Raw genomic sequence first — 15,629 nt, forward strand, 5'->3', positions numbered from 1 at the left:
TGCGCCCGCCGGAAATCTTCGCCCAGGCAGCGAACACGCCGATGGCCGCGCCGAGCAGAAAGCCCAGAACCGCCAAGGCCACGCTCACCAGTGCGCCCATCATCAGCACATAGCCCCAGCCGTCAGGACCGAAACTCAGAATATCGAGAAAGCCCATCTGCTTCATGATGCGTCAGGCCGTATAAGAACGGTGGCAGTCAACATCATTTTCCCCTTTTATGATTGGCTTCGCAGGAAGCGAATGTAAGATTGCAGGGCTTTCCCGAAACACTGCCTTTACAGCGAACTGCAGAGCACCGCTTCGGATGTCAGAAGGTCCTTTCTACACCCGAAAAGATGCACGGCGCTCGAAGCAAATTCCGGTGACGAAACCGGCGAGCGCCGTGCTGTTGCCGATGTTCACATATTGAATTGAAAGCCATCCACCGTGAACGCCTGTCCCGTAATGAAACATGGTTCAGATGTTGCAAGGAAGGTCACCAGGCGGGCGACATCGTCAGCGCAACCCAACCGTCCCAACGCTATGCCTTTGATAACCTCATCGGCCCGTTCTGTGACATTGGTATCAACCTCGGTACGGATGACGCCAGGGCAGATCGCGTTGATCGCAATATGGGGGCCAAGTTCCTTGGCAAGGGAACGGGTCATGCCAAGGATACCGGCTTTTGCCGCCGCATAAGCGAACTTGCTGACCGCTGCCGTCACGCCGCCCGAATAGGCGTTAAGCGACGACATTGAAACAATTCGGCCACCGCCCTGACGCAGCATATGTGGTGCAGTATGCTGAATATAATTGAAGCAGCTTTTCAGATTGATCGCGATCGCACGGTCGAACTCGTCTTCGGAAATCTCAAGAATGCCCACAGGTGCGGAACGCCCGGCATTGTTGAGCAAGAAGTCGATACGGCCGAAGGTTTCAACTGTCTGAGCGACAATTTCACCCGCCCGCTTATGGCTTGAGACATCAGCAACACAACGAAGTGCACGCACGCCGAGAGCTTCGATCTCCATGGCGGTCTCGGAGAGTTCCGTTTCCAGCAGATCGACCAGAGTGACGTGATGGCCAGCCCGGGCCAGATCAAGAGCACATGCCTTACCGATGCCTCGCGCGCCTCCCGTTACGATGGCAACTTTGTTTTCAGTCTTCATTCCAAATGTGCTCCTTTTTGTGTTGCCATGTGATCGTATGTCTGCCACATTATTCCACAACAGGAATTTGGTTCACATATATGAACGTTGAAAACAGCAGTGAAGTTAAATCCGCAGTCAGGGTTCTCGAAATCCTTGAGTTTCTTGCGCGTGCTCACAAACCGGTGACGTTAAAGGCGATCGTTGCAGAGTTGGGTTATCCCAAGAGCAGTACCTTCAATTTGCTCGCCACTTTGGTTGCCCGTGCCTATGTCGTTCGCGACGATACCGAGTCTTACCGGATTCATGATGCCTTCCGGAATGGTCCGGGCTGGTGCAGCGGAAGTGATGCCTATCTGATCGCAACGTCACAGCCGATCATGGACGCCATGCGCGACAGCGAGGGAGAGACGGTGTTTCTTGGCGTGCGGCGCAAGGATGGCCGCGTCAAGATTCTGGCAAAGAGTGCAAGTCATCAGGTGGTCCGTTTCGATTCGGACCTGACGGGATCCGATCCCGCTTACTGCACCGCCATGGGGCGCGTCCTTCTTGCGCATTGGCAACTGGAAAAGGCGGCGAGCTATCTCGCCAAGGAACGCATTATCCCGCTGACCGACAAGACGGTTATCGACCGAGTGCAAATCCGCCGGATCATCGACGCAGTTCGTGAAAACGGTTACGCAGTTTGCGATGAAGAAGCGGTCATCGGCGGTTCGGGCGTTGCGGCGCCAGTGTTCGACGCCAGCGGCGAAGTCGTCGCCGCGTTGAACATGGCGACGATTTCGCCCCGCTTCACCGCCTGCCGACAACGAATGATCGACGCAGTGATCAAGCATGCAGCGGAATTGAGCGCTCGCCTCGGTTATAAACCATCCACAACAGACAAGCAGTAAAATGGATATAAATTTCGAAGAAAAACGAGTCCTGGTGACCGGGGCCGCAAGGGGAATTGGCCGGGCAATATGCGAGGCGTTTGCCGCAGACGGTGCATCGGTTGTTGCCACAGACGTTCTTGAGGATGAACTGGCTAAACTCGTCAGCGAAGCGCGTCCCGCACGCGGGGGCTCGGTCCGTGCAGCCCATCTGGACGTGACCGATGAGGCGGCGATTTCCGCACTGGTTGCCGAGACCGACAAAGACGGTGGTTTTGATGTTTTCGTGCATGTTGCAGGTGGCGTTCTCGGCCAGAAAAAGCGCCCTCTCGAAGAGGTCCCCGCCGGTGATTGGGATCGAATCTATGACATCAATGTGCGTGGAGCATTTCTTGTCGGACGCGCCGTCGTTCCTGCCATGAAAAAGCGGCTTTCGGGCAAGATGGTCTTCATTTCAAGCGGTGCCGGACTCGGCGTCAGCCTCACCGGCATCCAAGCTTACGCTAGCGCAAAAGCAGCTCTTATCAGCCTCGCACGCCAGCTTGGTCACGAACTTGGACCGTTCGGGATCAATGTCAACGCCGTAGCGCCCGGCTTCCTGCGCACGAGCCCCGACTATGAACGCCAGTGGGCTTCCTATGGCGACGATGGGCAGGCTGCCATGATCAACGAAATTCCGCTGCGCCGTATCGGACTGCCGGAAGATATTTCAAATGCCGTGCTTTTCCTTGCTTCTCCATTTGCGAGCTGGATCACGGGCCAGACCTTGTCGGTAAGCGGAGGACCAACAACATGACGACCGATACGCCCATTCCGACATGGACCTGGCCTGAAGAGCGACTTCAATCCATCATGAACCGAGCACGTGCCGGACGAAGCTTCAAGCCTTCGACGTGGGCAAACGGTGCAAGATGTGCGGTTGGCCTGTCGTTTGACTCTGACCATGACACGTTCGAACTGCGGGATGGCGGCAAATCGATTTCCGCACTTTCCCAAGGGCAATTCGGCCCGAGGCAGGGCATTCCGCGCATTCGCGAACTGTTGAGGAGCAACGGCATTCCCGCGACATTTTTCGTGCCAGCCGTTTCGGCAATTCATTATCCTGACGAGCAGCGCGCGTTGGTCGATGAAGGCCATGAAATCGCGCTTCACGGCTGGATTCACGAGCGTAATACATTGCTTGACGGAGACACGGAACGCGACCTTCAGCATCGTTCTGCCGATGCGCTGGAGAAGATCACCGGCATTCGGCCGGTGGGGATCAGAACACCATCGTGGGATTTCAGTGACAACACGCTCCAGATTACGGTCGAGATGGGCCTGCTTTACGATTCATCATTGATGGCGGATGTGGACTGTTACGAGCTTTTGCTCAATGGCGACCCAACGGGCGTAACCGAGCTGCCTGTCGAATGGATTCGAGACGATGCCGCTTATCTCGTCATGGATCGTTGGGGCGGCTTGCGTCCGCAAATTGCACCACATGATATCCTGCAGATTTTCATTCGCGAGTTTGATGCCGCTTATGCCGAGGGCGGGATTTTCCAGCTAACCATGCACCCGGATATTATCGGCCATCGGTCTCGCATATGGATACTGAAGGAGCTAATCAGCCATATCCGCCAACATAAGGATATCTGGTTTGCGACCCATGCGGACATCGCACGCTATGCAAAGCTGAACGGCTGAAAAACTGAATTTCCTTTCGGATTTCGAGGCCCGGCCTGACGTTTCAGGTCGGGGTTTCCCGCTTGCCTGACAGGCAAGTTCCCCGCCTCAAAATTCGAGAACAAAATTCACATACATGAACCATATTCCGCTTTTCAACAATGGGAAGCAGGTACACACTTGATCGTGAAAGGCGGGAATTTCACTCGCAGCACTCTTTCACCCCGAAACAATCATAAGAACGAGGGAACTATGTTCAAGAAAATCGCAGCTATCGGTCTATGCACTCTCTCCGTCCTTTACAGCGGCAGCGTACTGGCAAAAGAATGGAAGACTGTTACTGTGGGCGTGGAAGGCGCTTTTCCACCGTTCAACCTGACTTCTCCGGGCGGGGAGCTCCAGGGACTTGATCTTGATGTCATCAAGGAAGTCTGCAAGCGAGCAGAACTTGAATGCAAGATTGTCGCGCAGGATTGGGACAGCCAGATTCCGTCGCTTCTGGCCGGCAAGTTCGACGTTGTCCTGACAATGGGCCCAAACCCGGAACGCCGCAAAACGATCGATTTTTCCGTTCCCTATGTGATTACGCCGAACACTTTTCTCGTTCCATCCGACGGCCCATTGGCCAGCCTGCCTCATACTGGTGAAAGTCTGTCCACCGACACTGACGAAGGCAAAAAGGCCATTGCTGATCTCAAGGAAGCGCTGAAGGGTAAAACGATAGGTGCCTCGCTTTCGACCAGCCAGCTGCAATTCGTAGAGGAGAACTTTGGCGACTCTGCTCAGGTCCGCACCTATAAGGGATCGGAGCAGGCCAAGCTCGACCTGCAATCTGGCCGCGTGGACGGCCAGTATGACAATGTGGTTTTTGCGCGCGACCGTGCCGAAAAGAGCAATGGTGTGCTGAAAATCGCCGGACCCTTGCTGGTCGGCGGCATTCAGGCGACAAATGTCTGTATCGGTCTGCGTAAGAACGAACCGGAGCTGAAAGCCAAGCTCGACAAGGCGATTGGCGAGATGCAGGCAGACGGAACGCTTTCGGCAATGTCCAGCAAGTGGTTTTCATTGGATTTGAGTCCCAAAGACTGACCGATTGCCGGTGGGCTCGATGTCGGCTTGGTTTATGGCAGCTGGAAAGAACAGCGTGTTACACGTTCTTTCCAGCTAACGAACCTGTAGATGCAGGAGCAAGTGGCCGACAGTTCAGCTTATCTTGGGCAGGTCAGCGAGCCCCTTCAGGGTTTCTCATTACCAACTTATTCCAAGGTGCCCGGCCATTGATCGGTTATCGATGGCTCAAGACCTCCGGACCATTGGCAGTGTCGACAAAACCGTGCCCAGTCCAGCTGATCGCGCGTCTTCTCCGAAACCAAACCGCCTTCCGCCAGTTGCGGGGCCTAACGGCATTGAATAGGGTCACAGCCAGTTTGTCCGGTCCGCTCACCACGATGGGCGGGCCGGACGCTATTCAGGGTTCAGCTGACCAGCCCCGCAATGGCCAGGAGAGTGGTGAGCGGCGAAGGCTCGGACGAGAACACGTCGTAGACACACGGCGCTGCAAAGGTTGCAATCGTCAGAAAGCCGACAATGAGGATACGCATTGGATGCTCCTGTGGTGAGTGCACCATTCAGGCGACCTTCAGTTCAACATCGATATTCTCGCGAGTCGCCTTGGAATAAGGGCAATTCTGGTGGGCGTCGGTGACGAGTTCGCGGGCGAGTTCCCTATCCAGACCCGGCAGGGTGATGGTCAGGCGGGCCTGCAGGAAATAGGCCCCGTCCGTGGTTCCGAGATCGACTTCCGCATCAACGGTCGTATCAGCAGGGAGCTTCAGTTTCCGCTTGCCCGCCGCCAGACTCATCGCACCGATGAAGCAAGCCGACCAACCAGCTGCAAAGAGTTGCTCCGGATTGGTGCCTGGCTGTGGCGTACCGGGAGGCGAGAGCTTCACGTCGAGCTGGGCGTCGTCGCTGCGTGCGAAACCGTCACGTCCACCTATGGTGCGGGTCTTGCCGGTGTAGAGAACCTTATCAATCTGTGCCATCGAACACTCCTTTGGTTTGTCGCTGCTGCGACGTTGTTGATGGAGAGATGTTTGAAGGATCGACGTCTCCGGAATGTTTCAGAATTTGCCCGAAATGTATCGTAGTGTAATCGCGCGCCCGGGCGACATGTTTTCATACACAGTTTTACGCACGGGAGGGCAGGACTACTTCCGCCACCAGTCCGCCCTCCGGTCGGTTGCGCAGCGCAATCGAGCCGCCGATCGTGGTGACAAGTTGCTGGGCGATGGCGAGCCCAAGACCCGTGCCCCCGGTTTCCCGGTTGCGAGATTGCTCCAGCCGGAAGAAGGGCTGCATGGCAGCTTCCAGCTTGTCCTCTGGTATTCCTGGACCGTGGTCGAGAACAGAAATGGCAATCTTGCCATCTCTCCGGTCGACGCTCAGTTCAGCATCGCCTCCATATTTCAGTGCGTTGTCGATCAGATTTGTCAGGATGCGGCGCAGTGCATGCGGTTTTGTCGATGCTGTTCCCCGAACGATACCCAGAACGGTAACCGCCTTTCCCGTGTCCTGGTAATCGTAAGCAATGCTGTCGATAAAAGAGGATAGGTCGATACGGGAAGTCTTCTCGCCATTGCTATGCGAGCTGCGGGCATAGGCAATGCCGTCCTGGACCAGCCTTTCGATCTCAGCAAGGTCATTGGCCAGCTTGTCCTTCTCCGGTGAATCGTCCGCCATATCGGCCCGCAGCCGCATCCGCGTGATAGGGGTTTGAAGGTCGTGAGAAATTGCCGCCAGGATTTGAACCCGCTCCTCCAGATAGTGGACAATACGCTCGCGCATAGCATTGAAGGCCCGCGCTGCATGGGCAACCTCGCGCGGGCCGGCTTCGCTAAGCGCAGGTCCCGCGTTGTTCGGATCGAGCGTATCGGCGGCAGCGGCGAGGTAGGCCAGTGGCCGGGTCGTTTGTCGGACCGCGTACCAGGCACACAGAAGGAGTAGGAGCATTTGCAAGGCGAAGACGTAGGGCAGCCATTTTGCTAAGGGCATGATCGGGCGGGGTGTCACGTCTATGGTGAGCGGGTCTCCGTCGCTGAGTGCCAGATGGATCTGAAGCCGCCTCACATCGCCAGGGATAGATTCAACCCGTAACGGAACCCGATGCCCCGCCGCTTCCTGGACACGTGCAGCGATTTCAGCTCCGGTTGGCGAATTATCGGGGACGCCTTTCAATCCTTCGCCCAACACAAATCTGTAATTGCCCCGGCTCAGCCAGTCGGTAAAATTTGCCCTTTCGTTTGCTGGAAGGCGATCGAGGACGGCGATGGAAGTGGCGACATCGCTCTCGAGCGTGCCGAGCATCACTGCCTTCGCAGACATATAGCGTTCCGCATAAAGGAGGCTGAACGAAAGACCGTAGGCGACCGCCAGCCCGAGGAGAAGAATGACGAAGATGCGGGCGCGCAGCGTGCTTGGCCACGGCACTATGCGGCCAATGCTGCCAAACGTCATGGCCGTGGCTCCGATATCTCTATCGGAACGGAAAACACGTAGCCTTCACTGCGTACGGTTTTGATATAGGTAGCGTCACGTGCATGGTCGCCGAGCCGCTGGCGCAGCCGACTGACCAGAAGATCAATTGATCGGTCGAACAGTTCCGCATCGCGCCCCTGCGTAAGGTTCAGCAGCTGATCGCGGTTGAGCACGCGCTGGGGATGATCGATGAAGACCCGTAACAGACGATATTCCGCGCCGCTGAGCGCGATTTCCGTGCCTTGCTCGTCGATCAGATGACGGCCGACGGTATCCAGCCGCCAGCTTCCGAACCTCAGCACTTGTCCCGCCTCGCTGATCTGTAGGTTTGGCGGCAGCATGCGGGTGCGCCGTAGCACAGCCTTGATGCGTGCGAGAAGTTCACGCGCCGCGAAAGGCTTCACGATATAATCATCTGCACCCATTTCGAGGCCGATGATCCGATCCATTTCGTCACTGCGTGCTGTCAGCAGGAGAACCGGGACGCTTCTGTGCTTGCCGGAGCGCAGTTCGCGGCACAACACCAGACCGTCATCTCCCGGCATCATTACGTCGAGAACAATCAGGTCGACTGCATTCGCCTCAAGGAATGTACGCATTTGGCGGCCATCGGCGGCAACCGACGTCCGCAGCCCGTTCTTCTTCAGATAAGACGACACCAGTTCTCGAATTTCACGATCATCGTCAACGATCAGAATGTGATCGACATGCTCCATGGACATCCTCGAATCCTCGCGTGTTACAGCGGCGCGGTTTGCTCTGTTTAAACTTGGAACCGGTTACCGAAAAGCGGTCATGCGTTTTCCGGCAACCAAAATGCTTCAGAATTTGGCAACGTCCAAAATCGCCTGGGCAAATGCTTGCGGCGCCTCCTGGGGCAGGTTGTGACCTATTCCGCCGCCAATGGTGCGATGTTCATATTTTCCAGTGAATTTCCTGGCATAGGCTGCCGGATCAGGATGCGGCGCGCCGTTGGCATCCCCCTCCATCGTGATCGTCGGCACGGAGATGAGAGGCGCGTTGACGAGCTTTTGTTCGTAAGTGTCAAATTTCTTCTCGCCCTCGGCAAGGCCCAACCGCCAGCGATAATTATGGATGGTTATCGCCACATGATCCGGGTTGTCCAAGGCGGCTGCTGATCGCTCGAATGTCGCATCATCAAATTTCCAGGTTGGAGAGGCGGTTTGCCAGATCAATCTGGCGAACTCGCGCGTATTCGCCTGATAACCAAGGCGGCCACGCTCGGTCGCGAAGTAAAACTGGTACCACCAGGAAAGTTCTGCCATCGGTGGCAGCGGTTTCGTGTTTGCTTCCTGGCTGCCGATCAGATAGCCGCTCACCGATACCATCGCCTGGCACCGTTCCGGCCAGAGCGCGGCCATGATGTTGACGGTGCGCGCCCCCCAGTCGTAGCCAGCCACAATCGCCTTGTCGATCTCAAGTGCATCCATCAGTGCTATCATGTCTACGGCGAGTGCCGACTGCTGACCATTGCGTGGGGTTTCGCTCGACAGGAAATGCGTGGTTCCGTAACCGCGAAGGTAAGGCACGATTACGCGATAACCGGCAGACGCCAATAAGGGCGCGACATCCACATAACTGTAAATGTCGTAAGGCCAGCCGTGGACCAGCAGAACAGCCGGACCGTCCTTAGGCCCCGCTTCCGCGTAGCCGATATTCAGGACGCCCGCCTTCACCTGCTTCAGCGTTTTGAAGGACGTATGCCGGCCGGCCCCAGCGACCGCTTGTGGCGAGGCCCCGGCCGGTCGCGCGCTGGCCAGCGAGGTGACGCCGAATTCGACAGCGGCGACTGTCATGGCGGCGATGCCGAAGAAACGGCGGCGCTGATGGTTGATTTCGTTGGACATGGCTTGGTTCCGATCTTGTTGATTGTGATCGAAAATTGCCGCCCGCTTGTATCCCCGTTGTGTCCTGGCGACGGGCTATTGAATGCAAATGTAGCATCCTGTGGCCTGGATACATTTTGATACAATTCGATTTTCCGTTCGCAGGCCCCCTGCATGCAGTCTCGTGCCGGGCGTTTTCTACACTTCGATACACTTTGCCATGATCCCGGAAATACAGGGGATACGTCGCCTTGATCAATTTGGTGCCGTTACTGGCCGTGCCTCATCGACGTCCAGATCCCCAAATTTCGGTTTTCGAGGTAACGATTATGACGCTTCTTGTTATTGCCTATCTCGGAGGAGCGCTGACTATCCTCAGCCCCTGTATCCTCCCCATCCTTCCCTTCGTCTTTGCCCGAGCCGGGCAGCCCTTCATTCGCAGCACCTTGCCGATGCTGGCAGGCATGGCCGTCACGTTTGCGCTTGTGGCGACACTTGCCGCAGTAGGGGGCGGCTGGGCGATCCACGCCAATGATTATGGTCGCGCCGCCGCACTGTTGCTGCTTGCCGTCTTTGGCATAAGCCTGCTTTCGCCGCGTGTTGCGAGCGCGATCACCCGGCCGGTCGTCGATTTTGGCAACCGGCTTCTGAATGCTTCCGGCAAGTCCGATTCCGCACCGACCCTAGCAAGCTCGCTGATACTCGGTATTGCGACCGGCCTGCTTTGGGCGCCTTGCGCCGGCCCGATACTCGGCCTTGTTCTGACGGGCGCTGCGTTACAGGGCGCCAACCTTCAGACTACTTTCCTGCTTGCTGCCTATGCAGCAGGAGCGGCGACCTCGCTTGCTGTTGCCATGCTCGTTGGCGGCAAGGTCTTTGCGGGGATGAAGCGTTCGCTCGGCTTCAGTGAAAAAATCCGCCAGATGCTCGGCCTTGCGGTGCTGCTGGGCGTTACCGTCATCGCGCTGGGGCTCGATACCGGCCTTCTGGCGCGGGTCTCCTATGCTAAAACCAGCGCCTTCGAACAGGTCGTGCTCGACCGCCTGATTTCGAAATCAAACGCCGGTAGGACATCGGGTTTCACCAGCAATGGTAAGGCGACAACTGCCGCAGATACCGCAGGACCGTTCCGCAGCGACCTGCCGGTCGAAGGTCGCGCTCCCTCTCTGGATGGGGCTGTCGAGTGGCTAAATTCACCCCCGCTCACGAATGAACAACTGCGCGGAAAGGTCGTACTGGTGGATTTCTGGACCTATTCCTGCATCAATTGCATCCGCACTCTGCCGTACGTTCGCGCCTGGGCGGAAAAATACAAGGATCAGGGACTGGTCGTAATCGGTGTGCACGCCCCGGAATTTGCGTTCGAAAAGAAGATCGACAATGTCAAAAAGGCTGTCGCTGACTTCCAGATCGGCTACCCGGTTGCAATCGACAACAATTACAGGATCTGGCGTGCCTTCGAAAACAGCTATTGGCCCGCTCACTATCTGATTGATGCCAAAGGCCAGATTCGGCATCATCATTTCGGAGAAGGCAATTATGGCGGAACCGAGCAGGCGATTCAGGACCTGTTGCGCGAAGCTGGCAGCGACAGGGCGGCGACAACTGCAGTAAAACCGAACGCCAAAGGCGCGGAAGCGAGCCCTGACCTGAAGAACATCCGCTCTGACGAAACCTATCTTGGTTACGAGCGCGCCACCAATTTTGCGTCGCGGGAAAACCTGCGTGCCGATACTGCAGTCGCCTATTCGATCTCCAGACCGGGCCTCAACGAATGGGGCCTGTCTGGGAGCTGGACCGTCGGTGCGGAGCAAGCGAAGCTGGACCAGAAGGGCGGCAGCATCGTCTACCGTTTCAGCGCCCGTGACCTGCATCTGGTCCTCGGTCCGGATGCTTCCGGAAAGCCAGTTCGTTTTCAGGTGACAATCGACGGCCAAGCGCCTGGAGCCGATCACGGCGCCGATACGGACGCAGGCGGCAACGGTGTTGTGACGTCGACCAGGCTTTATCAGCTCGTCCGGCAATCCGGTCAGGTGGAGTCCCGCGAGTTCGAAATCCGTTTCCTCGATGCGGGTGTTGAAGCCTATGCCTTTACCTTTGGCTGAAGCGAGCGGTGTGGTCAAAGGTCGGAAGAAGAATGTCATCGTAGACGCTGGAGGACACTGTGCAGGAAGAACCTGCACCGGGCAGGCGGCAAGGAGTGCGCGCCGCGAAGGCGCCATTGTACAATACTCTACAAAACTGCCCGTATGCGGACATATTCAGGATACCTTGGACGACAATAAACCCAGCATCGCTCCTGCCAAAACGGCAAATGCAGGAATTCACGGAGGAGAACCAGCTTGACAAACAATTCAACAGCAAACGCGCGAACAGCTCAACGCACCGTCTTTGTCAACGAACTGACAAATGGCTTGCTCGATCCCGCAGCGCCCATGCTCGGCCCGGTCGCAGACGGAGGCGTGATCATCGCCAACACATCGCCGGGTTGCTGGGGGCCAATGATCACGCCTGAAATCCGCGGTGGTCATGAAGTCACCAGACCTGTCGCCGTGGAGGGGGCTGAGGTTGGAGACGCGATAGCAATCAGAATCCGGTCCCTCGTCGTTACATCTGCCGCCACGGCATCCGGGAACGACAAGGTCATGGAAGGTCGTTTCAACGGCGACCCCTTCTGTGCTGCCGTGTGCCCTGGCTGTGGAACACAATGGCCAGCGACGCGTATCGAAGGCATTGGTCAAACCGCTGTCCGCTGCGAGACATGTGGAGCCGACGCTGCGCCATTCACTTTCACCCATGGCTACACGATTGCGTTCGACGATGAGCGCAGCGTGGGTCTCACCCTTGGCCGCGCTGAAGCAGAGAAAATGGCTGCTGACGCTGCCCGGCTCATGGCCCTGCCGGATGCCTCGATCCAGAATCCCATCCTGACCTTCGCGCCAGCCGATCTCGTTGCCGTCGCGACGCGACTGCGGCCTTTTCTTGGCCAACTCGGAACGACGCCCGGCAAGGCTATGCCCGACTCGCACAATGCAGGCGATTTCGGGTCGTTTCTGCTCAACGCTCCCCACGCCTATTCATTGACCGAGGAAGAGCTGATCGCAAACAAGACCGACGGCCATCTCGACGTCAACACCGTTCGCGAAGGCGCCGTCCTCATCTGCCCAGTCAAAGTTCCCGGCGGCGGCATCTATCTGGGAGATATGCACGCATTCCAGGGTGACGGGGAAATCGCCGGTCATACCGCAGACGTGGCAGGCACGGCCACTCTGGAAGTTCACGTTATCAAGGGACTGAAGCTTGACGGCCCGATTCTTTTCCCGGTCGCCGAGGATCTGCCCTATCTCGCACGTCCGCTCACTTCGAGTGAAAAACATGCGGTCAAGGCTCTGGCCGCCAGACACGGGGTCGCGACGGTGGAAGAGGATGCGCCGGTCACCTTTATCGGAACCGGAGCCAACCTCAATCTCGCGACCGAGAACGGTTTGCAGCGTGCTGCCGAGGTCCTCGAGATGAGCGTGCCGGAAGTCATGAACCGCGCGACAGTGGCTGGAGCAATCGAGATCGGCCGCAACCCGGGAGTCGTTCGTGTGACCTTGCGGGCTCCCCTTCATCTACTCGATGCAAAGGGTCTGGGCGCCTTCCCGCGCGGCCTTTACGGCCTCTAGCCTACTTCCATTTACTCGCCGCGCCTTTTGCGCTGACATCCAAATCCCCCGATGCACCCTGTGCATCGGGCGGGTTCCTGTGCGCCCCGGCCCGTCGCAAAGCTGGTACAAACAAGGAGAGTTATCCATGATAATGTTGAAACGACCCGCCTCTTGGAAGCTGGCTGCCTCGGCAGCACTGCTGATTGCAGCCGGGCTTCCGGTCGGCGCGCAGGCCGATATTGCGAAGCCTGTGAGGGTAGCTGAAACCCGGCTTCCGGCGGACACCTCCATCAGGCCATTTCATTTTCGCGCGTCCGATGAGGCTCTGGCCGATCTGCGTCGCCGCATCGCCGCCACCAAATGGCCCAGCCAGGAGCTTGTCGGCGACGACACGCAGGGCGTGCAGCTGGAAACGATGCGCAAGCTCGCGCAATATTGGTCGACCGATTACGACTGGCGGCGCGTCGAGGCGAGGCTCGAAAGCCTGCCCCAGTTCGTGACCAATATCGACGGCGTGGATATTCACTTCATCCATGTACGCTCCCGGAACAGGAATGCTCTGCCGATCATCGTCACGCATGGCTGGCCGGGTTCCATAGTCGAGCAGCTCAAGATCATCGATCCACTGACGAACCCCACCGCGCACGGCGGCACCGATGCAGACGCCTTCGACATCGTCATCCCGTCACTGCCGGGCTACGGCTTCTCCGGCAAGCCTACCGAACTGGGATGGGAACCGGCACGCATCGCCCGCGCCTGGACGGAACTGATGAAACGACTCGGCTACACCAGGTATGTCGCTCAGGGCGGCGATTGGGGGGACGCTGTAACCGAACAAATGGCCGTGCAGGCACCGAAGGGCCTGCTGGGGATTCACACCAATATGCCCGGTGCCGTTCCGGACAACATCCAGAAGTCGCTGGATGCGAACCGGCCGGCACCCGCCGGACTATCCGCGGAGGAAAAGCGCGCCTATGGGCAGCTGGATTTCTTCTACAAACACGGCCTTGCCTACGCGCAGGAAATGACGGCCCGTCCCCAGACGCTCTATGGCGTGGAGGATTCCCCAATTGGCCTCGCCTCGTGGATGCTCGATCACGACGCAAAAAGCTACCAGCTGATCGCACGCGTATTTGACGGACAGGAAGAAGGCCTGACGCGCGATGATGTGCTCGACAACATTACGCTCTACTGGCTGACCAACACCGCTGTGTCTTCGGCACGGCTCTATTGGGAAAACAAGTTCGCTTTCTTCGCACCCAAGGGGATCAAGATTCCGGTCGCCGTCAGCGCCTTCCCGGACGAGCTTTATCAGGCACCGGAAAGCTGGGCAAAACAGGCCTTTCCAAGTCTGATCTATTACAATCGCCCGGCAAAGGGTGGCCATTTCGCGGCCTGGGAACAGCCGCAACTCTTTTCCGAGGAGCTCCGGGCAGCGTTCAAAGGTCTCCGGTGAGCGAGCCGTTATAGAAATCGCACGCGTAGTATCCGTCAGGGGCACTCCTCCGGGGATGACCCCGATGGAGACGTTGAACGAAAAGAAAAGGCGCGGAGAATGTTCCGCGCCTTTTCTTGCCGATACGTAGAGCGTTCCCGGGAGCCGATCGATCCACTTGCGGTTTCACGCTGTTGACGACCCCCCAATCACGCTCTGGCAAATATATGAAGATCACCTTGCAGCGGCCGCTTCTTCGATCAGGTCCGCCACCTTGTCGGGATGGGAAACCATCACGACATGCGATCCGCCATTGATAACGACCGTCTTGCGGGATGCCGCTCTCTCGGCCATCCAGCCCATTGCTTGCGGGGGAATGTTCTTGTCCGCATCCCCATAGATGAACCAGGATGGCCTGGATTTCCAGGCGGCTTCCGTGGCCTGTTCCGTCAAGCCTGCCTCGCTGATCGGTCGTTGAGCAGCTGCCATGAGCCGGGCCTCTTCTTCCGGAACATCGGCAGCGAACTGCTGATGGAATTTATCCTGTTGGATGTAGAGATCCTTGCCGCCATTTTCGATCTCGACCGGCGGCGCCAGTGCTGCTCCAAGCGTGCTGCCGGGGAACTTAACCGAGAGACCTGTCAGATTTTCACCCTTATCAGGGGCGAAAGCGGCGACAAATATAAGAGACTTCACATTGTCGGATTGCGCAGCAGCCTGACTGATAACTGCGCCGCCATAGGAATGGCCAACCAGAACGACAGACGTCTTCAGACTAGCAAGGGTGCGCTTGACATAGTCCGCATCTGTCAAGAGGCTGCGCAGCGGATTGGCGATGGCGATAACCGGGTATCCGTCCTTTTCAAGGCGGGCGACAACTCCGTTCCAGCTTGACGAGTCCGCAAACGCACCATGCACCAGCACGACAGTAGGTTTGTCCTCCTGAGCGATAGCATTTCCCGAAACGAGTGTGGCGGCTGCAATTGAAGCTGCGATGATCAGCTTACGCATTGTTGTTTCCTTAATTGCCTATGTGTTGTTTGGAGCTGAAGCTTGTAAGAATGGCGTTCGCCACCGAATGCGGCTGAAAGTCATGTCCAGCCGCATTCGGTGAAAGGTTGCCTGGCGCGCTTATTCGTAGCTGGACGGAGAGGCATCGCCAAAACGATGCGCGGAGCCGTCATGATAAACGGCGGCATCCTTGCCGATGGAGGCAGGCGCACGGAAGTCCAGCTTTACCGAGACCGGGCTGTTGCCGGGAGCGCGTGCCGCCTTATCCTGAAAAGCAAGCGCCTCTGGCTGGCCCACATAAGGGTTCTCAGCAAATGATGCGTTGCTGCTCAGGGCGATGATGGTGGCGGCGGCTGCAAAAACGATCTTGTTCATGAGGATATCCTTCTTTGTTCTACCTAGCGAAATCTGCTGCCCTGCGTCATTGCGGGGCTCTGCGTCGCTTGATGACGAGAAGATGCATCGACCGATTATCCGGGAT

Annotated in this window: 15 protein-coding genes; 7 read left to right on the forward strand and 8 right to left on the reverse strand. The window is 57.5% G+C overall.

Annotation, left to right across the window (positions count from 1 at the left end; genetic code table 11):
- Positions 1-399: 399 nt before the first annotated feature.
- On the reverse strand, positions 400-1,149 hold the full coding sequence (locus tag ABWW28_RS24875) for an SDR family NAD(P)-dependent oxidoreductase (protein WP_025089664.1): 750 nt from the start codon (positions 1,147-1,149) through the stop codon (positions 400-402).
- Positions 1,150-1,229: 80 nt separating this feature from the next.
- Between ABWW28_RS24875 and ABWW28_RS24880 the strand changes: the two genes are divergently transcribed.
- From ABWW28_RS24880 to ABWW28_RS24895, 4 genes are all read left to right on the forward strand, one after another.
- Positions 1,230-2,021 carry an IclR family transcriptional regulator gene (locus ABWW28_RS24880; protein ID WP_176588244.1) on the forward strand — a complete coding sequence of 264 codons (792 nt, stop codon included), beginning with the start codon at positions 1,230-1,232 and terminating at the stop codon, positions 2,019-2,021.
- Between the two features lies 1 nt (position 2,022).
- The gene (locus ABWW28_RS24885; RefSeq protein WP_176588243.1) at positions 2,023-2,796 is read left to right on the forward strand and encodes an SDR family NAD(P)-dependent oxidoreductase; all 774 of its coding nucleotides are present in this window, start codon (positions 2,023-2,025) and stop codon (positions 2,794-2,796) included.
- The gene (locus tag ABWW28_RS24890) at positions 2,793-3,689 is read left to right on the forward strand and encodes a polysaccharide deacetylase family protein (RefSeq protein WP_025089661.1); all 897 of its coding nucleotides are present in this window, start codon (positions 2,793-2,795) and stop codon (positions 3,687-3,689) included. Before ABWW28_RS24885 ends, ABWW28_RS24890 begins: the two co-directional genes overlap by 4 nt.
- A gap of 231 nt (positions 3,690-3,920) precedes the next feature.
- Positions 3,921-4,757 (forward strand): transporter substrate-binding domain-containing protein, encoded by an 837-nt coding sequence (locus ABWW28_RS24895; RefSeq protein ID WP_025089660.1) that lies wholly within the window; start codon positions 3,921-3,923, stop codon positions 4,755-4,757.
- 386 nt (positions 4,758-5,143) lie between these two features.
- On the opposite strand, the gene ABWW28_RS24900 is transcribed toward ABWW28_RS24895, so the two are convergent.
- The 5 genes from ABWW28_RS24900 to ABWW28_RS24920 form a co-directional block, all read right to left on the reverse strand.
- On the reverse strand, positions 5,144-5,269 hold the full coding sequence (locus ABWW28_RS24900; protein WP_025089659.1) for a hypothetical protein: 126 nt from the start codon (positions 5,267-5,269) through the stop codon (positions 5,144-5,146).
- 27 nt (positions 5,270-5,296) lie between these two features.
- Positions 5,297-5,713, reverse strand: coding sequence for an organic hydroperoxide resistance protein (locus tag ABWW28_RS24905; protein ID WP_025089658.1), 417 nt, complete (start codon positions 5,711-5,713; stop codon positions 5,297-5,299).
- Between the two features lie 145 nt (positions 5,714-5,858).
- Positions 5,859-7,184: an ATP-binding protein gene (locus ABWW28_RS24910; RefSeq protein WP_353392632.1), complete on the reverse strand. Its 1,326-nt coding sequence runs from the start codon at positions 7,182-7,184 to the stop codon at positions 5,859-5,861.
- On the reverse strand, positions 7,181-7,921 hold the full coding sequence (locus ABWW28_RS24915) for a response regulator (protein ID WP_006470727.1): 741 nt from the start codon (positions 7,919-7,921) through the stop codon (positions 7,181-7,183). Before ABWW28_RS24915 ends, ABWW28_RS24910 begins: the two co-directional genes overlap by 4 nt.
- A 105-nt stretch (positions 7,922-8,026) precedes the next feature.
- The gene (locus ABWW28_RS24920) at positions 8,027-9,073 is read right to left on the reverse strand and encodes an alpha/beta fold hydrolase (protein WP_353392634.1); all 1,047 of its coding nucleotides are present in this window, start codon (positions 9,071-9,073) and stop codon (positions 8,027-8,029) included.
- 308 nt (positions 9,074-9,381) lie between these two features.
- On the opposite strand from ABWW28_RS24920, the gene ABWW28_RS24925 reads away from it, so the two are divergent.
- The 3 genes from ABWW28_RS24925 (at position 9,382) to ABWW28_RS24935 (ending at position 14,158) form a co-directional block, all read left to right on the forward strand.
- On the forward strand, positions 9,382-11,157 hold the full coding sequence (locus ABWW28_RS24925; RefSeq protein WP_025089655.1) for a cytochrome c biogenesis protein DipZ: 1,776 nt from the start codon (positions 9,382-9,384) through the stop codon (positions 11,155-11,157).
- Positions 11,158-11,394: 237 nt separating this feature from the next.
- On the forward strand, positions 11,395-12,720 hold the full coding sequence (locus ABWW28_RS24930; protein WP_025089654.1) for an acetamidase/formamidase family protein: 1,326 nt from the start codon (positions 11,395-11,397) through the stop codon (positions 12,718-12,720).
- A 127-nt stretch (positions 12,721-12,847) separates the two neighbouring features.
- On the forward strand, positions 12,848-14,158 hold the full coding sequence (locus ABWW28_RS24935; protein WP_025089653.1) for an epoxide hydrolase family protein: 1,311 nt from the start codon (positions 12,848-12,850) through the stop codon (positions 14,156-14,158).
- 213 nt (positions 14,159-14,371) lie between these two features.
- On the opposite strand, the gene ABWW28_RS24940 is transcribed toward ABWW28_RS24935, so the two are convergent.
- A complete protein-coding gene (locus tag ABWW28_RS24940; protein ID WP_025089652.1) occupies positions 14,372-15,148 on the reverse strand; it encodes an alpha/beta fold hydrolase in 777 nt (258 codons plus the stop codon).
- A gap of 120 nt (positions 15,149-15,268) precedes the next feature.
- Positions 15,269-15,523: a hypothetical protein gene (locus tag ABWW28_RS24945; RefSeq protein WP_025089651.1), complete on the reverse strand. Its 255-nt coding sequence runs from the start codon at positions 15,521-15,523 to the stop codon at positions 15,269-15,271.
- Positions 15,524-15,629 lie beyond the last annotated feature (106 nt).

Source organism: Brucella sp. NBRC 14130, from assembly GCF_040371715.1.
Classification (GTDB): Bacteria; Pseudomonadota; Alphaproteobacteria; order Rhizobiales; family Rhizobiaceae; genus Brucella; species Brucella intermedia.